We start from the raw sequence: 17831 nt of genomic DNA on the forward strand, positions 1-17831 counted from the left end.
TTTATTTGAGTCCGACCTTGTACAGCGAACCATCGGACTCATCGGTCAGCACATACAGGTAACCGTCCGGCCCTTGGCGCACATCACGTATCCGCTGCTTCAGTTCGCCCAGCAAGCGTTCCTCATGCACCACCTTGTCGCCGTCGAACTGCAAACGGATCAGCTCCTGCGTCACCAGCGCACCGATGAACACGTTGTGCTGCCAGGGTTTGAAGCGATCGGCATCGTAGAAGGCCATGCCGGTGACGCCCGGGGATTTTTCCCAGACATGGTGCGGCCCTACCGTGCCTTCTGCGGTTTTGCCCTTGGCTTCCGGGATCGGTTGCATGGAATAGTTGATGCCGTGGGTCGCCAGCGGCCAGCCGTAATTCTTGCCGCGCTCGATGATGTTCACCTCGTCGCCGCCGCGCGGGCCGTGCTCGTTTTCCCACAGGGTTCCGGTCCACGGATTGAGCGCGGCGCCCTGGGGATTGCGGTGGCCGTAAGACCAGATCTCCGGGCGCACGCCGGACTGGCCGACAAAGGGGTTGTCATCCGGCACCTTGCCGTCGGGGTAGATCCGCACAACCTTGCCTTGCAGCTTGTCCAAGTCCTGCGCGGTCGGACGGTCGTTGTTTTCGCCCAGGGTAATGAACAGGTAACCGTCGCGGTCGAACACCAGCCGCGAGCCGAAGTGGTTGCCGACCGACAGTTTCGGTTCCTGACGGAAAATCACGTTGAAGTCCTTCAGGGTTTTCAGGTCATCCGACAGGCGCCCGCGCCCCACCGCCGTCCCAGCCTTGTCACCCGCACCGCCGCCCTCGGCGTAGGACAGGTACACGAGGCGATCCTGTTTGAAATCCGGTGACAGCACTACGTCGAGCAATCCGCCCTGCCCTTTGGCCCAGACGTCCGGCACACCGGTGATCGGCGCGGACAGTTTGCCGTCAGCGCCTACCACACGCAGGTTACCGGGCCGCTCAGTCACCAGCATGCCCTGACGATCCGGCAGGAACGCCAAGGCCCATGGGTGCTTGAGCCCTTGGGTAATCGTTGTGACCTCAAGGGTGCCCTGCTCGCTTTGCAGCTCTTTGGGAGCGGCAGCGAACGCCGGGCTAGTGATCAGTGCACTGGCACACAGGCCGGCCAGAAGGGTTTTACGCAACATGCACGATTCCTTTTGTTCGTGTGAAGGGCTGACAGAAGCGGTTCTGCCATTCAACGGTTGCTCCCGCTGTCACGGGCTGGAGGATTGGGAATGAAGGTGGGTGGCGTGCTCGGGACCGAGCGCAGCGGCTGGCCATTGCCGATGCCGCGGTTTTCCAGGCTCGGCGGGCGTGGTACGGGCACCGTGTTCGGCCCGCGAACAGGCGGAGCGCTGGGTTGGGTGCCCTGCATGCTGTTGGGGTTGGCCCGGCGGATCGGGCTGTTGTAGGGGTTGTTGCTGTTGCCGGTCGGACTTTGCGCCAGCAACAACGGTGAATGCGTGATTGCGCCCTCTGCGTGAACCAGACCACCAGTGAGGGCGAGCAATGCAATGCCAAGCAGGAAACGGTTCATGAACGGCCTCTTTCGATGCACGTGGATTAGAGCCTTCGAGTCCACGCTACGCCGAGGGTTCGGATTTGTTAACCCGTCACCGCTAAACAAGATGTAACACGGCTTGACCTGCCGTTTACCGCCGCACCCTGCAAACAACGGAAACTTTTACGCAGGGCCACGGGTCACCCGAACATCACTCGGAGAACAGCACCATGGCTCGGGCAATCTGGAAAGGCGCAATCAGTTTCGGTCTGGTGCACATCCCCGTTGCGCTGGTTTCGGCGACCTCGTCCCAAGGCGTCGATTTCGACTGGCTCGACAGCCGCAGCATGGACCCGGTCGGCTATAAACGGGTCAACAAGGTCACCGGCAAGGAAGTCACCAAGGAGCACATCGTCAAAGGCGTGCAGTTCGAAAAAGGCCGCTATGTGGTGCTCAGCGAGGAAGAGATCCGTTCGGCACACCCGGTTTCGACCCAGACCATCGACATCTTCGCCTTCGTCGACAGCGAGCAAATTCCGTTGCAGAACATCGACACGCCCTATTACCTGGCCCCGGACAAGCGCGGTGGCAAGGTCTACGCCCTTCTGCGTGAAACCCTGAGCAAAACCCAAAAGGTCGCCCTCGCCCGTGTGGTTTTACACACGCGTCAGTATCTGGCTGCGTTGATGCCCCTGGAGTCGGCATTGGTGCTGGTGAAACTGCGCTGGCCTCAGGAAGTGCGCAGCCTTGATGAACTGGCACTGGGCAGCGAAGTGACCAAACCGCAGTTGGCCAAGGGTGAACTGGACATGGCCAAGCGGCTGGTGGAAGACATGACGGCAGACTGGACGCCCGAGGACTACAACGACGAGTTCGAAAACAAGATCATGGCGCTGGTGGACAAAAAGGCCCATGAAGGCAAGATCGAAGACGTTGAAACCGTTTCCGGTGAGGAAGAGCGCAAATCGGCCGATGTTATCGACCTGACCGAACTGCTCAAACGCAGCCTCGGCGGGAAAGCCCCGGCCAAACCGGCGAAGAAGACCGCCAGCAAGGCAACACCAGCGAAGAAGACCAAAAAAGCGTCGTGAAAATGAAATCGGGCGACTGCCTTTCAACAGTCGCCCGATACGTCAGATCAGAATAAAGATCGCCAGCAGTCCGCCGAAGATCGCCCACTTTTCCATGTAATAGAGCTTGCGATTGCGCTTCTTCAGCTCTTTGCCGCGCAGTCGTATCTTGTAGATTTTGGTAAACAATCGGTTGATGCCACCGGTGCGGTCACCCGCGTCGTTCGGTGCACCGGCCGCCGACATCACGGTACGGCTGAACCAGCCGTTGAACGCCGCTGCCCAGCGATACTTCATCGGGCGTTCGACGTCACAAAACAGAATGATACGATTCTGGTCGGTGGTGTTTTCTGCGTAATGAATGAAGGTCTCATCGAACATCACCGCTTCGCCATCACGCCAGTGATAGTTCTCGCCATCGACGTTGATGTAGCAACCGGCGTCGTTCGGCGTTTCCAGGCCCAGGTGATAACGGTAGGAACCGGCGTAAGGATCGCGGTGACGCACCAGTTTCGAGCCCGGCGGCAATTCTGCAAACATCGCAGCCTTGATCGAGCCGATGCTCTGCACCAGTTCGGTAGTACGTGGGCACAGTTGCACTGCCGACGGGTGGCTGTCGCCGTACCACTTCAGGTAGAAACGCTTCCAGCCGGTCTTGAAGAACGAGTTGAAACCGACGTCGTCGTACTGATTCGAGCGCTTGATCTCGCCGGCGCGCAGCAGGTTGCGGCCTTCTTCACGGATTTCTTCCCAGTGGGTCTGTAACGGAGTCAGGTCGGGAAAATCCTTCGGATCGAGATACGGCGTGTTGGGCTTTTTCGAGAACAGATAAAGGAAGCAGTTGATCGGTGCCAGAAACGAAGAGTGATCGCTAAGTTGACGACCGAGCTTGTGGCGCACGCGACCACGCAGATGAACGTATGCAATGGAAATGACATATACAGCGGCAATGATAAGTTTCACGGAAATCGTCACACGTCAGAAGTGAGCAAACTGCGCGCCTTCAGGGCTGTGGCCCAAGGTCTGTGGCAGTGGTCTGAAATCAAAAAAAACGTCCCGGTGGCGCATCCTTGAGCCCATGCCGGACAAGGCATTGGGTGAATGGATGGCATTTTAGCCACAGTTTGTAACCAACAGTGAACACTCGTCTGTGAAAAACTGTCCCGCGATCGCGCCAAACGGCAATCGGGATGTCACCGCCCTATCGTTTAAAGAGCCAGACCAGTACAATCGCCGCCAAACTTTACGCGCCCCCCTTGGTTGATGACGGGATTGTCCCGCCTCAGCGCACTTCGACTCGGGCCAAGCGCTCCGGCTGCACCCTCGCTACTCAGCACGCTTCGCAGGAAAAACCTTTGATTTCTACAGCTAACATCACCATGCAGTTCGGCGCCAAGCCGCTGTTTGAAAACGTTTCGGTCAAATTCAACGGCGGCAACCGCTACGGCCTGATCGGCGCCAACGGTTGCGGCAAGTCGACCTTCATGAAAATCCTCGGCGGCGACCTCGAGCCGTCCGGTGGCCAGGTCATGCTGGAGCCGAACATTCGCCTGGGTAAATTGCGCCAGGATCAGTTCGCCTACGAAGAATTCACCGTGATCGACACCGTGATCATGGGTCACGAAGAGCTGTGGAAGGTCAAGGCCGAGCGTGACCGCATCTACTCGCTGCCGGAAATGAGCGAAGAAGACGGCATGGCCGTGGCCGAGCTGGAAACCGAGTTCGCCGAGATGGACGGCTACACCGCCGAATCCCGCGCCGGTGAACTGCTGCTGGGTCTGGGTATTCCGCTGGAACAGCATTTCGGCCCGATGACCGAAGTGGCTCCGGGCTGGAAGCTGCGTGTTCTGTTGGCCCAGGCACTGTTCTCCGATCCGGAAGTGCTGCTGCTCGACGAACCTACCAACCACCTAGACATCAACACCATCCGCTGGCTGGAAACGATTTTGACGGCGCGTAACAGCACCATGATCATCATTTCCCACGACCGTCACTTCCTGAACAGCGTCTGCACCCACATGGCCGACCTGGACTACGGCGAGCTGCGTCTGTTCCCGGGCAACTACGACGAGTACATGACCGCGGCGACCCAGTCCCGCGAGCAACTGCTGTCGGACAACGCCAAGAAGAAAGCCCAGATCGCCGAACTGCAAACGTTCGTCAGCCGCTTCTCGGCCAACGCCTCGAAAGCCAAGCAGGCCACTTCCCGTGCCAAGCAGATCGACAAGATCCAGCTGGCCGAAGTCAAGCCATCGAGCCGCGTGAGCCCGTTCATCCGTTTCGAACAGACCAAGAAGCTGCACCGCCAGGCCGTGACCATCGAGCAGATGTCCAAGGGCTTCGACGGCAAGACCCTGTTCAAGAACTTCAGCTTCACCGTTGAAGCCGGCGAGCGCGTGGCGATCATCGGCCCGAACGGCATCGGCAAGACCACCCTGCTGCGCACGCTGATGGGAGAACTGACCCCGGACGCAGGCACGGTGAAGTGGACCGAAAGCGCGGAGCTGGGCTACTACGCTCAGGACCACGCCCACGACTTCGAAGACGACGTCAGCCTGTTCGACTGGATGGGTCAGTGGACTCAGGGCGAGCAAGTGATCCGTGGCACCCTCGGTCGCATGCTGTTCTCCAACGACGAGATCCTCAAGTCGGTGAAGGTGATTTCCGGTGGTGAGCAAGGTCGCATGCTGTTCGGCAAGCTGATCCTGCAAAAGCCGAACGTACTGGTAATGGACGAACCGACCAACCACCTGGACATGGAATCGATCGAGGCGCTGAACCTGGCGCTGGAAAACTACCCGGGCACGCTGATCTTCGTCAGCCACGACCGTGAGTTCGTATCGTCCCTGGCCACCCGCATCATCGAGCTGAGCCCGAACGGCGTGACCGACTTCAGCGGCACCTACGACGATTACCTGCGCAGCCAAGGCGTAGTGTTCTGAGTCGAATCGAGCGGTAAACAGAAAGCCCTGTCCTTGTGACAGGGCTTTTTTTTGCTCATTGCTGATCGTTCCCACGCTCTGCGTGGGAATGCCTCAAGGGAGGCTCCGTGTTCCAGCTCTCGAATGGGACGCAGAGCGTCCCGGGCTGCATTCCCACGCGGAGCGTGGGAACGATCAACATGAGGACGTGGGTGCGTGGTGCGTGGAAACGATAGTTAGCCTGCTTTCTTTTATTTCAGCGCCACGCCATGATGCGGACTCTCCCACCGCCGCCCGCGAACGAGTTCTCATGTCTGCGCAGCAACAGCCACCGCAAAGCTCCATGGCGATCACCCTGCAGATCGTCTCCATCGTTTTCTATACCTTTATTGCCTTCCTCTGCATCGGCCTGCCGATTGCGGTGCTGCCCGGTTACGTGCACGAACAACTGGGTTTCAGTGCCGTGATCGCGGGGCTGGTGATCGGTTCGCAATACCTGGCCACTCTGCTCAGTCGGCCCATGGCCGGGCGCATGTCGGATACCGTCGGGACCAAACGGGCGATTGTTTACGGCTTGTCGGGGATCGTACTCAGCGGCTTGTTGACGCTTGTCTCTACGTTGCTGCAGGACTTCCCGCTGACGAGCCTGATCATCCTGATCGCCGGGCGCTTGCTGCTCGGTATCGCGCAAGGATTGATCGGCGTCGGCACCATCAGTTGGTGCATGGGTCAGGTAGGGGCGGAACATACCGCCCGTTCCATCGGCTGGAACGGCATCGCCTCTTATGGCGCCATCGCCATCGGCGCGCCGTTGGGTGTGCTGATGGTGGCCGACTACGGCTTTACCAGCCTCGGGATCGCGCTCTCGGTATTGGCCGCTGGCGCCCTGTTGCTGATCCGCAACAAGCCTTCGGTGCCGGTGGTGCGCGGCGAACGCCTGCCGTTCTGGAATGTATTCGGACGCATTGCACCGTTCGGCGCCAGTCTGAGCCTGGCTTCCATCGGTTACGGCACCCTGACCACCTTCATCACCCTGTATTACCTCAATCGCGGCTGGACCGGCGCGGCGTACTGCCTGACGGTATTCGGTGTGTGCTTCATCCTGTCGCGACTGCTGTTCATTTCAGCCATCGCACGTTTTGGCGGTTTTGCGTCCGCCATCGCCTGCATGGCCATCGAGACCGTCGGACTGTTGCTGCTGTGGCTCGCACCCTCGACCGCGTACGCCTTGATCGGCGCAGGCCTGGCCGGATTCGGTCTGTCGCTGGTGTATCCAGCGCTGGGCGTTGAAGCGATCAAGCAGGTTCCCAACTCCAGCCGTGGTGCCGGGCTGAGTGCCTATGCGGTGTTTTTCGATCTCGCACTGGCGATTGCCGGCCCGTTGATGGGCGCGGTGGCGTTGAATCTGGGGTATTCGTGGATTTTCCTGATCGCTGCACTGCTGTCCGTCACCGGACTGGCGCTGACGTTATGGCTCAAGCGTCGGGCAATGGCCTGAGCCTTTACTGATCCGCCGTCTGCATCCCCGCGCGGGTCGGCCTGCCCAGAGCGTGGGAGAAGAACCGCCCGGCCTCGGAAATCAGGTTGCGATGGATGTCTTCGCGATCCACGCCATCGGCATCGGTGCACAGCGCCGGCATGGCGAGGATCTGCTCTTCGGTGCACGGCGCCATGAACACAAAGTGCCCTGCCCCGGCCAGCAATTTGAAGTCGGGCGCGGTCGGCAGCTTGCGCGCCAGGGCGGCGGCGTTTTTGTCGAAGGCCACCAGTTTGTCGCCGTCACCGCTGTAGAGCAGCACCGGCACGTGAACATCGGCGAGGGTGTGACGACCAAACTTGAGGCTCAGCGGTGCCATCAACAGCAGCGCATGCACGCGCGGATCGGCCACCGGTTGCAGATCGTCGCGATCGACAATCAACTCACCCTGGGTGTTGCAGGCGTCGCGGTCGTCCGGGCGTTCCTGGCAGTAACGGCGCAGACGATCCAGATCAGGCTGTGCGCCGGACAGAATCAACGCGGTCTCGCCGCCTGCCGAATAACCAATGACGCCAACCTGATCAGCATTCACGTACGGCGCGAGCATGCGGTCGCCCAACGTGGCGGTAATGGCTTCGGAAATCTGGATCGGCCGGCCGTAAAGGTTGCTCAGCGTACCGAGGCGGCTGTGATCCTTGGAGTTGTCGCCGGGGTGAATCACCGCCACCACCACAAAGCCCTTGCGTGCCAATGACGTGGCCAGATCGTGCAGCGCCAGTGGCGTGCCGGTGTTGCCGTGGGACAGCATCAGCATCGGGAAGCGGCCGATGGCGACTTTGGTGTCTTCGCCGGCCTCGACCGAATAGCCTTCGAGCAGGCTCATGTGTTCGCGATCGCTGGAGGGATAGAACGCGATGGCACGCATCGGTTGCAGGTCGAGCGGGTCGAGGAACGTCATCTCGTGATAGCCGACGCTCCAGCGTGGGTGCTGCCCGGGCGCAGCGTGCACTGAATTCAGGCTGCCGAGCAGGCAAATCAGTAACGCTGCACAAAGACGCATCATGGGATGCCCCACCCTGTTGTTACTCAATCGAAAGATCCGTTGTGTTCGACGCCCGAAATTCCGAGGTTCGGTGATCCGGCGCGGCGTTGCACTCAGACGTTGATCATCAGACTGCATAACCCGGGCCAGATTATGTAGCAGTCGGAAACAAAAAACTCCGTATCTGGCCCTTGCGGATCCAGAATACAGAGTTTTTTTGGGTTTGCCTGAACAGGAGCTGTTCTTTACGCAAGCCTTACGCGGCGGCGAACAGTTGCTCGCTGATCTTCGCCTGAGCAGCGCTCATGGCGTTGTTGCGCACCTCTTCGCCGTAGGCCAGGCCTTCAGCACGCACGACTTCGATGTCGGTGATGCCGAGGAAGCCGAACACCAGCTTCAGGTAGTCTTCGTGCGCCACGCCCGAAGCCTGACCTGCGTGGATGCCGCCAGCGGTGGACACGATCACCACTTTCTTGCCACCGCACAGGCCTTCAGGGCCGGCTTCGGTGTAACGGAAAGTCTGGCCGGCAACGGCGATGCGGTCGATCCAGGCTTTGAGCTGGGTCGGCACGGTGAAGTTGTACATCGGTGCAGCGACGACGATGGCGTCGGCGGCAATGAATTCGGCCAGAGTGGTGGCGCTCAGTTCGGCTTCGTGCTGTTGTGCGGCGTTGCGCAGTTCAGCGGTGGTGCCGGCGGCAACCAGAGTGGTCGACGAGAAGTGGCTGATGGCGTCGGCGGCCAGGTCGCGGTAGGTCACGACAGCGCTTGGCTCGGCGGCTTGCCAGGCTTGAGTCACTTGACTGCTCAGCTGACGGGAAGCGGAGTTGTCGCCCAGAATGCTCGAATCGATGTGCAGCAGTTTCATGTGGAATCTCCTGGAATGAATCGCCGGTGGCGACGGAATGGAGACAATCCTACCGACGAAACCAATAGCTGATTAGACGGCAACAATGCGATAGTTCGTCCCACTGATAGAACAGTCGGATTTCCAGATGCAAGACCTCAACGATCTCTACTATTTCGCCAAAGTGGTCGAAGCCGGCGGATTCGCCGCCGCCGGCCGCTTGCTGGGCATTCCCAAGTCACGCCTTTCACGGCGCATCGCCGAGCTGGAAGAACGCCTCGGCGCACGCTTGCTGCAACGCACCACTCGCCAATTGAAGCTGACGGCGGTCGGCGAACGCTATCTGCGTCACTGTCAGGCAATGATGCTGGAAGCGGAAATGGCCGACGAGACGGTCGCCAGCATGTCCAGCGAGCCTCGCGGACGCCTGCGCGTTTCAAGCCCTACCGGGCTGGCCCATGAAATGCTGCCAGTGGTGATCAGCAATTTCCTTGGCAAATACCCTCAGGTGCAGCTGGAAGTCACCCTGATCAATCGCCGGGTCGACCTGATTACCGAAGGCATCGACGTGGCCCTGCGCGTGCGCGAACACGGCGATGAAGAACCGATGCTGGTGACCCGCCGCCTGCGGCAAGCGCAAATGGTGGTGGTGGCTAGCCCTTCCTTTATACAAGGCGTGGAAATCAATCATCCGCAAGACTTGAAGAACTTGCCGGTGTTAGGCGCTTTGGAAGCCGACCGCATGGTGCATGTGCGCCTGCTCGATCAGCATGGCAAGAGTTGCGATCTGGCGCTGGAGGCACGACTGGGGATCGACGATTTCATCGTGCGCAAGGCGTGTGTGCTGGCCGGCCAGGGTTTCACCCTGTTGCCGATGATGTATTGCGAAGCCGAGTTGAATAACGGCACGCTGGTGCAATTGTTGCCGGACTGGTCACTGCCTGGCGGCTGGCTGCAAGCGGTGTATCCGCATCGGCGCGGGGTGATGCCGGCGGTGCGCGCGTGGATCGATCATCTGGTCGAATCGTTCAATGCCTGTGGAGAACGGCTGTTATGAAACAAGGAAAGATGAGCGAACAGGATGTCGCGGACTTCTGCCTGGCTCTTCCCGGTGCCAGGGAAGACTACAAATGGGGTGGCGTGCGGGTGTTTTCGATTGCCGGCAACAAGATGTTCGCCTTGCAGGGATTGCGCGGTGACTCGCTGGCATTCAAGGTCGACAAGGACCTGTTTCTCGGTCATTGCGACCGACCGGGCATTCACCCGGCGCCGTATCTGGCCCGGGCGCAATGGATCATCATGCACCCGCCCTACCCGCTGGGCGCCGAGGAACTGCAAGGGTTGCTGCAGCGTTCTCATCAACTGGTGGTGAGCAAGCTGCCCAAGCGCGTGCAGGTCGGGCTGTTGCTCTAGAACAGCGCCAGCAGGTTGGAACCGAGGAACAACTGATCGATCCAGAACATCTGGTGCAACGCCACGATCATCCAGAACAGCACCTGAAACGACACCTTGCGCGTCTTGTGCCGGAAGACCTGCTGGGCGATCAACGCGCCAGGCCAGCCGCCGGCCAGTTCCACGGCGTGGAGGATGTTTTCCGGCGTACGCCAGGCGTCGGCGCGGGCCTTGCGCTTGTCCGCCCAGTACAGGAAAAACGCCAGCACGCTGACCAGCCCGTAAGCCGTCAGCGGTACCAGGGAAATCCCGCGCAGCCACATCGACAGCGAGCCGGACAACGGCAAGGCGCAGACGATCAGCAGCACCACCAGCTTCAATTTCAGATGCTGAACATTGCCACCGGAAGGTCCGCGTTCCGGGCGACGTGCGCGGGAATCACTCATGGCTGGGCGGCCGTCCAGTCGACCCAGCCGAACTGCCAGGTCGCCAGAATCACCAGACCGAAGACGATCCGATACCAGGCGAACGCCGCGTAGCTGTGGCTGCCAATAAACTTGAGCAAACCGCGCACGGCGATCATGGCGAAGATGAAGGCCGTGACAAAACCGATGGCGAACACCGGAAAATCTGCCGGTACGAACAGGTCGCGATACTTGTAGCCCGAGTACACCGCCGCACCGACCATGGTGGGCATCGCCAGGAAGAACGAAAACTCGGTGGCGGTCTTGCGCGACAGGCCGAACAGCAGGCCGCCGATGATGGTCGAGCCAGAGCGCGAGGTGCCGGGGATCATTGCCAGGCACTGGGCGAAGCCAATCTTCAGTGCATCCGTCCAGCGAATCTCGTCGACCGTTTCGGCATGGACTTCATGCTGACGCTGTTCGGCCCACAGCATCACGATCCCGCCCACCACCAGCGCGGCGGCAACGGTGATCGGGTTGAACAGGTAGTGATGAATCAAGTCGGCGAAGATCACCCCCAACACCACGGCGGGCATGAAAGCGATCAGCAGGTTGACCGTGAAGCGCCGCGCACTCGGCTGGGTCGGCAAGCCGATGACCACGTCGAGAATCTTGCGTCGAAACTCCCAGACCACCGCGAGAATCGCGCCGAGCTGAATGATGATGTTGAACGCCATGGCCCGCTCGCCTCCGAAATCGAGCAAGTCGGCAACAATGATCTGGTGTCCGGTACTGGAAATGGGCAAAAACTCCGTCAGCCCCTCTACAACTCCAAGAATTAGTGCCTGCAAGGCCGTCCAAAGATCCATCAATCCCCCAGAGAGCGATGCGCAGCGGCATGCTCCGATAGTATTTTTTACGTTCACTTCGTTCAGCGTAGCTGGTTGTAGCTGTACCGATTCCGCACGCGCAGGATCCACACGAAACAGTCAAAATTCCGTGAAAAATCAATTTGGATTCAGGTTTTCACGCGCGGGGCCGAAATCCTAACAGACAAGTCGTAATCGCGCTGCCGCGTTCTACGACTTGGGTCGCGTATGCCCGGTCACCGAAACGTGGTTGGATGCTGGCGGTGGTTTATTACAAGAAAAAGAATCCGGAGTGACAGCGTTATGAACAGCTTGCGCAGTGTGTCGATCAGCCGACGCTTGTGGCTCATCTTGATTGTGGCGGTGGTCATGCTCCTGACGTTGGGCGTGTTGATGCTCAAGCAGATCCACGATGACCTGTATCACGCCAAGGCCCAGAAAACCGAGCATGTGGTGCAGACCGCCAGCGGTTTGCTGACCTACTACCAAGGCCTTGAAGCGGCAGGCACCCTGACCCGCGACGTGGCGCAGAAACAGGCGCTGACCGCGATCCGCGGCCTGCGTTATGACCAAAACGACTACTTCTGGATCAACGACCTCACGCCCGTGATGGTCATGCACCCGACCAACCCAAAGCTTGAAGGCCAGAACCTCTCGGCGATACGGGATCCGGACGGTTTTGCGGTGTTCAACGAAATGGTCGCCATCGCCAAGGCCAAGGGCGCCGGCATGGTCGATTATCGCTGGCCCAAACCCGGCGCCAGTGAACCGGTGGCGAAGACTTCCTACGTGAAACTGTTCGAGCCGTGGGGCTGGGTCATCGGTTCGGGCGTGTACGTCGACGACGTGCAGGCCGAGTTTCAGGGGCAGGTAATCAAGGCGTCGGTGGTCGGGCTGGTCATCGCGGTGATCATGGCGCTGCTGGTGATCCTGATCGCGCGCAGCATCGTCCGCCCGTTGCAGGAAACCGTGAACGCCATGGCCAACATTGCCAGCGGCGAAAGCGATCTGACTCGCAGCCTCGACACCCACGGCCAGGACGAAGTCACTCAACTGGCCCATCACTTCAATGCCTTCACCGCCAAGCTGCGCCGGGTGATCGGTGACTTGCAGGTGTCCGCCAGCGCACTGGGCCAGTCATCCAGCGATCTGGGCAACGACGCGGCGCAGGCCCAGCAACGCAGCCATCAGCAGTCGCAGCAAATGGAGCTGGTGGCCACCGCCGTCAACGAAGTGACCTACGGCGTGCAGGACGTAGCGAAGAACGCCGAACACGCCGCCAGCGAAATGCGTGACGCCGAAGCCCAGGCCCAGCAGGGCCAGATCAACATCGACGGCAGCCTGCAACAGATCGACAAGCTGTCCGGCACCATCGATCAGGCCGTCGAAGTCATTCGCACGCTGGCGACCGAAAGCACGCAGATCGGCAGCGTGCTGGAGGTGATCCGCTCGATCGCCGAGCAGACCAACCTGCTGGCCCTCAACGCCGCGATTGAAGCGGCTCGCGCCGGCGAACAGGGTCGCGGTTTTGCGGTGGTGGCCGACGAAGTGCGTTTGCTGGCGCAACGCACGCAGAAGTCCACGGCGGAAATCCAGACGATGATCGAACGCCTGCAAAACCACTCCGAAGCCGCCGTGAAGGTGATCGGCGACAGCAGCAAGGCTTCGCAACTGACTATAGAACAGGCCGGCCTGGCCAGTGCGAGCCTGAATGCCATCGGCCAGGCCCTGCGCAACCTCAATGGCCTGAACGCCTCGATTGCCAGCGCAACGCTGCAACAGGCGCACGTGGTCGAAGACATCAATCAGAACGTTACCCAGGCAGCGGGCTTGTCCCACAGCACCGCGCTGGCGGCCGAGCAGTCGAGCGTGGCGAGTGTGAAACTCGGCCAGCTCAGCGAACAACTGAACGGGCTGCTGCGCCAGTTCCGCGTCTGATCCGTGCAACAGGTGGGAACTCGTTTCCCACCTGTTTTTCGGTACAATCCGCTCCCTCTTTTATTTCCCCCCAAGGATCCTGCATGTCCGGGCTTGAACTGTTTGCGGCCGCCCTCGGCGTGATCGCCGTGTGGCTCACGGTCAAACAGAACCCGTGGTGCTGGCCGATCGGGCTGGTCATGGTGTCGCTCTACACTTGGGTGTTCTTCGAGGTGAAGCTGTATTCGGACATGCTGCTTCAGGTGGTTTATGCCGGGCTGCAAATCTATGGCTGGTGGCAGTGGACGCGGGCCGGAACGATGCATGACGGGCGCGAAGTCAGCCGGCTCGACAATCGCTCGATTGTGCAGGGGCTGGTGATCGGGGCAGTGGGCAGTCTGTTGCTGGGCGCGGCCATGGCCCACTGGACTGACGCTGCGCAACCGTGGCTCGACGCGGCGCTGACCGGTTTCAGCCTGGTCGCGCAATTCTGGATGGCCCACAAGCGCCTGCAATGCTGGGCGCTGTGGTTCGTGCTGGATGTGATCTTCGTCGGGCTGTTCCTCTATAAAGGGCTGTACCTCACGGCGGCGCTGTATGCCCTGTTCACCCTGATCGCGGTGCAAGGCTGGCGCGAATGGCGTGCCGATCCGGCGTTGCAACGATGAAAGTAATCGTTCTGACCGGCCCCGAATCCACGGGCAAGAGCTGGCTGGCGGCTGGAATCCAACAGCAGTTCGGCGGTTTGCGGGTGGACGAGTATGTGCGCTGGTTCATCGAGCAGAACCAGCGGGATACTTGCCTGGCCGATATCCCCGAGATCGCGCGCGGCCAGTTGCAATGGGAAGACGCGGCACGCACGCAGCAGCCGCAATTGCTGATTCTCGATACCCATCTGTTGAGCAACATTCTGTGGAGCCAGACCCTGTTCGGCGACTGCCCGCCCTGGCTGGAAACCGAATTGCTGGCCCGTCATTACGACTTGCACCTGCTGCTCTCCCCCGAGCAGATCGAGTGGACGGACGATGGTCAGCGCTGCCAGCCCGATTTCAGTGAACGGCTCGCGTTCTATCAGGCCACCCGGACCTGGCTGGAAATCCATCACCAACCCTTGCAGATCATTCAGGGCAACTGGCTCGAACGCCAGCAGCAAGCCTTCGACGCGGTCCGCGCCCTGCTCGCGGACTGACCCGGTTTTCGGGGCGTTTGCCCCGCCGCAGCCCCCTGTTTTGGGGCCAAAGTGTCCGTTCCTGAAACACTCTTTCGGGTGCAAAGTGCCCGTCTCAGCGCCCTTCATGCCTTTGTCATCCGACTTGTTACGCGGTTGAAACACTGCCCTGCAAACCCTTGTTCCAGAGCTTTGCAATGGCTATGGGGGGCGGGGAAGGTCCTGGCCTGTTTCAGCGTTGAAACAGTTTTTGTATCAGCCCTGCGCTAATCCAACCCAAGGCACTGAAATTCAAAGATATTTCAAAAGCGGCACAGCTTTCGCTCTCACCTTCACAACGCTGACCAGGCCAGCCCACTGAAGAAGGAATTGCCACCGTGGGAAATATCAAAAAAGCCTTTACCTGCCTTCTGCTGATCGGATCAGCCGCCAGCCCGTTTCTCAGTTTCAACGTTCAGGCCGAAGGCAATGGCGTGATCGTGCTCAATCGTGACGTCCAGCCGATCCCGATCGGCCGCAGCGGCGGCAAAGACCCGTACCCCACCACCGTCAATGCCAATCCTTCGGGCCGCATCGGTCAAGCAATGACCAGCACCGAACTCAACGACGGTGAATTTGCCAGTGTAGCCAGCGGCTCCTCGATTCGCGGCAGCATCACCACCCCGACTTCGAACATCCCCGGCATGAACACTGTAACCAACCCCAATGGTTTGCCAGGCATGGGAGGTGGTCACGGCGGCGGCGCCGGCGGCTCGATCTCCAATACCGTCAACCGTGCCATGAGCTCCGGTCTTGCTCCGCTGACCCGTATGGCTGGAGGCCAATAAATGAATCGCTCTCTGCTCCTGCTCGCCCTCCTCGGCTGCACCAGCGTCATGGCCGACCCAAGCTCTGTGAACAACGCGAACATTCAAGACACCGGCATCCAGTATCGCGGCAACTACAACGTCAACCAGGCGGCAGGCGACCAGATGCAACAGACCAATACCAAAGCAATCGCCATTGGCACCAATGCCAGTGCGACCACCAGTGTCATCCAGCACATCAACACACCCGCCGAGCGCACTGGCAATGCCAGCGCCACCATTGGCGGCAACTCTTTCAGCAATGGCAACGGGATCCTGGGCGTGAACCAGGGCGCCGGGGCCAATAACCAGATGGCCAACGTGACGCGCGTCAGCATCAGTGCTGCCCCGCAGAGCGTTGACGATAGCGCCCTTTCTCAACAGAACGTGGCGTTGTTACCGAGCTCAGGAGCAACTGGTACCCCCGGCAGTCGCCAGGTCACGACAAGTGATCAGGCCTTCACCGGCAGTCGCGGGGTAATCCAGGTGAACCAGAGTGCCGGGGTGGGGAACCGAATGGCTAACACCCTGAGCATCCGGGTCGCTGACTGACCCAAACAAGAAGCAGTGCAATTAGAAAGTACCAACACTTAACCAACTAATAAGCACGACGGAGAAACACCATGAAACCTACAATGGCCCTCAAACCACTGGTTTTCGCACTCGCAGCAGTGATGGCAATCGCAGCACAGGCAGGCGGTCGTGATGATAATCACGGTCATGGTAACGGGCATGGCAACCATGAACCAAAAGGCCCAACCCTGGAACAACTGCTGCAAATCGGCGCTGGCGCCGGGGCGGCAGTGCTCGACACGCAAAGCAGCTCTGGCAACCTGGTCGGCAACCAAGGCACCAAAAATGATGCCAACGTCAACAACTCGGCCAATGGCACCAACGGCAACGTTGGCATGAACAACACCGCCGGCGATGGCAACCAGCAAGACAATGCCGCCGCTCTGGCAACTGCCGATGAAAGTTTCATCTTCGGCTCTGCGGTGTCGGTCTCCAGCGCAACTCAAGTCAACGCCAACAACGCCGTTGCGAACTACTCCACCACAAACAACGCCAACCTCAACAACGTGGGTAACGGCGGTTCCGGCAACATTGGCGTGAACAACAGTGCCGGCAACTTCAACCAACAGAAAAACAACCTGGCAATTGCTGTATCGGGTGGTCGTGTAGCTAACGCTGCTGCTGCTGCGAACCAAACCTCCACTGGTCTGACCGTAGCCAACAACGGCACTCAAACCTACAAAAAAGATACCCTCACCGGCACTTTCGCCGGGGCTGGCGCGTTCTACGCGAAGGGCACTGCAAAAATCGAAGACGACGATCACGGTCATGGCGGATATGGCAATAACGATAGAGGCCATGGCGGCGACAAAGATCAAAAAGCCAAATTCGAAGCAGTGGGCGTCTTTGGCCTGGCAGGTGTGACCACTCAACAAGTGATGACCCCTGATGGCTGGAAAAACCCTGTGACCAACAACGCTTCCATCTCCAATGTTGGTAACAACTTCTCGGGTAACGCTGGTTACAACAACGCCGCTGGTGTTGGCAACCAACAAAGCAACTCGCTGTCCATCGCCGCAGGTTGCAAAGCCTGCATGTAATCGCGATCGAAACGAAAGCCCCGGAAACGGGGCTTTTCCTCAGTCCGCAAAGGCGTATCGATCATGCGTAAGACTGCCCTCCTCGCTCTGCTTTGCTTCTGTGGCCTGACCCAGGCTGCCCAGATGCCCGTTGCTGCCTTGCCTGGCGGCACGCTCGTCTACAAGAACGTGCAAAGCATCCGTGAGCGCAAGTTTGCCGACATCGTCGAACAGAAAACCGACTTCAGTTGCGGCGCCGCCGCACTGGCCACGGTACTGCGCCAGGCTTATTGGCTCGACGTCGATGAGGAGCACATCATCAAAGGCATGCTGGTCAACGCTGACCAGGACCTTGTTCGTACTCAAGGTTTTTCCATGCTGGACATGAAGCGCTACATAGAAAGCATCGGCATGCGCGCCAGGGGCTACAAGATTCCGCCGGAAAAACTCGACGCTGTCACGATCCCGGTGGTGGTACTGATGGAAATTCGCGGCTACAAGCATTTCGTGGTGATGCAGCGGGCGGACAAGGATTGGGTTTACATCGGAGACCCGGTTTTAGGACACAAACGCTACTCCCATGATGACTTTGTCAAAGGTTGGAACGGCATCGTTTTTGCCATCGTCGGCCCCGGATATGACAAGGCCAATGCCTTGCGCAGCCCTCCGGTACCGGTGACGGCCAAAAACAAGCTGGATGCCTTCAACCCGGTCAAAGATGCTGAATTGATGGACTTCGGGTTCATACAGAGCGACTTCTTTTAATCGCCGATTACAAGAGTGG

The 17831-nt window shown here is 59.6% G+C and carries 19 protein-coding genes; 12 read left to right on the forward strand and 7 right to left on the reverse strand.

The window, feature by feature from the left end:
• Nucleotide 1 precedes the first annotated feature (1 nt).
• Both CAF74_RS06635 and CAF74_RS06640 read right to left on the reverse strand, forming a co-directional pair.
• Complete coding sequence (locus tag CAF74_RS06635) at nucleotides 2–1147, reverse strand: PQQ-dependent sugar dehydrogenase (RefSeq protein WP_085745766.1); 1146 nt, start codon at nucleotides 1145–1147, stop codon at nucleotides 2–4.
• 50 nt (nucleotides 1148–1197) lie between these two features.
• Nucleotides 1198–1539 carry a hypothetical protein gene (locus CAF74_RS06640; RefSeq protein WP_085745767.1) on the reverse strand — a complete coding sequence of 114 codons (342 nt, stop codon included), beginning with the start codon at nucleotides 1537–1539 and terminating at the stop codon, nucleotides 1198–1200.
• 194 nt (nucleotides 1540–1733) lie between these two features.
• Between CAF74_RS06640 and CAF74_RS06645 the strand changes: the two genes are divergently transcribed.
• Entirely contained in the window at nucleotides 1734–2594 is an 861-nt protein-coding gene (locus CAF74_RS06645; protein ID WP_085745768.1) for a Ku protein, read from the forward strand.
• Nucleotides 2595–2636: 42 nt separating this feature from the next.
• Here CAF74_RS06645 and lpxO read toward each other — a convergent pair whose 3' ends face one another.
• Entirely contained in the window at nucleotides 2637–3536 is a 900-nt protein-coding gene (gene lpxO, locus CAF74_RS06650) for a lipid A hydroxylase LpxO (protein WP_085745862.1), read from the reverse strand.
• 392 nt (nucleotides 3537–3928) lie between these two features.
• Between lpxO and CAF74_RS06655 the strand changes: the two genes are divergently transcribed.
• Together CAF74_RS06655 and CAF74_RS06660 are read left to right on the forward strand one after the other, a co-directional pair.
• Nucleotides 3929–5515, forward strand: a complete 1587-nt coding sequence (locus CAF74_RS06655; RefSeq protein ID WP_045121838.1) for an ABC-F family ATPase — start codon at nucleotides 3929–3931, stop codon at nucleotides 5513–5515.
• A 289-nt stretch (nucleotides 5516–5804) separates the two neighbouring features.
• Nucleotides 5805–6992: an MFS transporter gene (locus CAF74_RS06660; RefSeq protein ID WP_085745769.1), complete on the forward strand. Its 1188-nt coding sequence runs from the start codon at nucleotides 5805–5807 to the stop codon at nucleotides 6990–6992.
• Between the two features lie 4 nt (nucleotides 6993–6996).
• Here the strand turns inward: CAF74_RS06660 and CAF74_RS06665 are convergent, their stop codons facing one another.
• Together CAF74_RS06665 and CAF74_RS06670 are read right to left on the reverse strand one after the other, a co-directional pair.
• Nucleotides 6997–8034 carry a dienelactone hydrolase gene (locus tag CAF74_RS06665; RefSeq protein WP_085745770.1) on the reverse strand — a complete coding sequence of 346 codons (1038 nt, stop codon included), beginning with the start codon at nucleotides 8032–8034 and terminating at the stop codon, nucleotides 6997–6999.
• 235 nt (nucleotides 8035–8269) lie between these two features.
• Nucleotides 8270–8881 carry an FMN-dependent NADH-azoreductase gene (locus CAF74_RS06670; protein WP_085745771.1) on the reverse strand — a complete coding sequence of 204 codons (612 nt, stop codon included), beginning with the start codon at nucleotides 8879–8881 and terminating at the stop codon, nucleotides 8270–8272.
• Between the two features lie 127 nt (nucleotides 8882–9008).
• Between CAF74_RS06670 and CAF74_RS06675 the strand changes: the two genes are divergently transcribed.
• Nucleotides 9009–9917, forward strand: a complete 909-nt coding sequence (locus CAF74_RS06675) for a LysR substrate-binding domain-containing protein (RefSeq protein WP_085745772.1) — start codon at nucleotides 9009–9011, stop codon at nucleotides 9915–9917.
• Nucleotides 9914–10273: an MmcQ/YjbR family DNA-binding protein gene (locus CAF74_RS06680; RefSeq protein ID WP_085745773.1), complete on the forward strand. Its 360-nt coding sequence runs from the start codon at nucleotides 9914–9916 to the stop codon at nucleotides 10271–10273. The genes CAF74_RS06675 and CAF74_RS06680 overlap by 4 nt, the downstream gene beginning before the upstream one ends.
• Here the strand turns inward: CAF74_RS06680 and CAF74_RS06685 are convergent.
• Together CAF74_RS06685 and CAF74_RS06690 are read right to left on the reverse strand one after the other, a co-directional pair.
• Complete coding sequence (locus CAF74_RS06685) at nucleotides 10270–10698, reverse strand: DUF1294 domain-containing protein (RefSeq protein ID WP_085745774.1); 429 nt, start codon at nucleotides 10696–10698, stop codon at nucleotides 10270–10272. The genes CAF74_RS06680 and CAF74_RS06685 overlap by 4 nt on opposite strands.
• Nucleotides 10695–11525 carry an undecaprenyl-diphosphate phosphatase gene (locus tag CAF74_RS06690; protein WP_085745775.1) on the reverse strand — a complete coding sequence of 277 codons (831 nt, stop codon included), beginning with the start codon at nucleotides 11523–11525 and terminating at the stop codon, nucleotides 10695–10697. Before CAF74_RS06690 ends, CAF74_RS06685 begins: the two co-directional genes overlap by 4 nt.
• Nucleotides 11526–11828: 303 nt before the next feature.
• Here CAF74_RS06690 and CAF74_RS06695 point away from each other — a divergent pair, with 303 nt between their 5' ends.
• The 7 genes from CAF74_RS06695 (at nucleotide 11829) to CAF74_RS06725 (ending at nucleotide 17812) form a co-directional block, all read left to right on the forward strand.
• Complete coding sequence (locus tag CAF74_RS06695) at nucleotides 11829–13463, forward strand: methyl-accepting chemotaxis protein (protein WP_085745776.1); 1635 nt, start codon at nucleotides 11829–11831, stop codon at nucleotides 13461–13463.
• 83 nt (nucleotides 13464–13546) lie between these two features.
• Entirely contained in the window at nucleotides 13547–14110 is a 564-nt protein-coding gene (pnuC, locus tag CAF74_RS06700) for a nicotinamide riboside transporter PnuC (RefSeq protein ID WP_085745777.1), read from the forward strand.
• A complete protein-coding gene (locus CAF74_RS06705; protein ID WP_085745778.1) occupies nucleotides 14107–14631 on the forward strand; it encodes an AAA family ATPase in 525 nt (174 codons plus the stop codon). The genes pnuC and CAF74_RS06705 overlap by 4 nt, the downstream gene beginning before the upstream one ends.
• Before the next feature lie 356 nt (nucleotides 14632–14987).
• Nucleotides 14988–15437 carry a hypothetical protein gene (locus CAF74_RS06710; protein ID WP_085745779.1) on the forward strand — a complete coding sequence of 150 codons (450 nt, stop codon included), beginning with the start codon at nucleotides 14988–14990 and terminating at the stop codon, nucleotides 15435–15437.
• Nucleotides 15438–16007, forward strand: coding sequence for an adhesin (locus CAF74_RS06715; RefSeq protein ID WP_085745780.1), 570 nt, complete (start codon nucleotides 15438–15440; stop codon nucleotides 16005–16007). It begins immediately after the preceding gene.
• A gap of 71 nt (nucleotides 16008–16078) precedes the next feature.
• Nucleotides 16079–17068 (forward strand): heme utilization protein, encoded by a 990-nt coding sequence (locus CAF74_RS06720; protein ID WP_085603922.1) that lies wholly within the window; start codon nucleotides 16079–16081, stop codon nucleotides 17066–17068.
• 63 nt (nucleotides 17069–17131) lie between these two features.
• Complete coding sequence (locus CAF74_RS06725; RefSeq protein ID WP_007957477.1) at nucleotides 17132–17812, forward strand: C39 family peptidase; 681 nt, start codon at nucleotides 17132–17134, stop codon at nucleotides 17810–17812.
• Nucleotides 17813–17831 lie beyond the last annotated feature (19 nt).

The organism is Pseudomonas sp. R45(2017) (assembly GCF_002112305.1).
Classification (GTDB): domain Bacteria; phylum Pseudomonadota; class Gammaproteobacteria; order Pseudomonadales; family Pseudomonadaceae; genus Aquipseudomonas; species Aquipseudomonas paraglycinae.

Coding starts and splice junctions, on each gene's coding strand:
- CAF74_RS06635 (WP_085745766.1), bottom strand. CDS start 1,147: ATGTTGCGTAAAACCCTTCTGGCCGGCCTGTGTGCCAGTGCACTGATC.
- CAF74_RS06640 (WP_085745767.1), bottom strand. CDS start 1,539: ATGAACCGTTTCCTGCTTGGCATTGCATTGCTCGCCCTCACTGGTGGT.
- CAF74_RS06645 (WP_085745768.1), top strand. CDS start 1,734: ATGGCTCGGGCAATCTGGAAAGGCGCAATCAGTTTCGGTCTGGTGCAC.
- CAF74_RS06660 (WP_085745769.1), top strand. CDS start 5,805: ATGTCTGCGCAGCAACAGCCACCGCAAAGCTCCATGGCGATCACCCTG.
- CAF74_RS06665 (WP_085745770.1), bottom strand. CDS start 8,034: ATGATGCGTCTTTGTGCAGCGTTACTGATTTGCCTGCTCGGCAGCCTG.
- CAF74_RS06670 (WP_085745771.1), bottom strand. CDS start 8,881: ATGAAACTGCTGCACATCGATTCGAGCATTCTGGGCGACAACTCCGCT.
- CAF74_RS06675 (WP_085745772.1), top strand. CDS start 9,009: ATGCAAGACCTCAACGATCTCTACTATTTCGCCAAAGTGGTCGAAGCC.
- CAF74_RS06680 (WP_085745773.1), top strand. CDS start 9,914: ATGAAACAAGGAAAGATGAGCGAACAGGATGTCGCGGACTTCTGCCTG.
- CAF74_RS06685 (WP_085745774.1), bottom strand. CDS start 10,698: ATGAGTGATTCCCGCGCACGTCGCCCGGAACGCGGACCTTCCGGTGGC.
- CAF74_RS06690 (WP_085745775.1), bottom strand. CDS start 11,525: ATGGATCTTTGGACGGCCTTGCAGGCACTAATTCTTGGAGTTGTAGAG.
- CAF74_RS06695 (WP_085745776.1), top strand. CDS start 11,829: ATGAACAGCTTGCGCAGTGTGTCGATCAGCCGACGCTTGTGGCTCATC.
- pnuC (WP_085745777.1), top strand. CDS start 13,547: ATGTCCGGGCTTGAACTGTTTGCGGCCGCCCTCGGCGTGATCGCCGTG.
- CAF74_RS06705 (WP_085745778.1), top strand. CDS start 14,107: ATGAAAGTAATCGTTCTGACCGGCCCCGAATCCACGGGCAAGAGCTGG.
- CAF74_RS06715 (WP_085745780.1), top strand. CDS start 15,438: ATGAATCGCTCTCTGCTCCTGCTCGCCCTCCTCGGCTGCACCAGCGTC.
- CAF74_RS06720 (WP_085603922.1), top strand. CDS start 16,079: ATGAAACCTACAATGGCCCTCAAACCACTGGTTTTCGCACTCGCAGCA.
- CAF74_RS06725 (WP_007957477.1), top strand. CDS start 17,132: ATGCGTAAGACTGCCCTCCTCGCTCTGCTTTGCTTCTGTGGCCTGACC.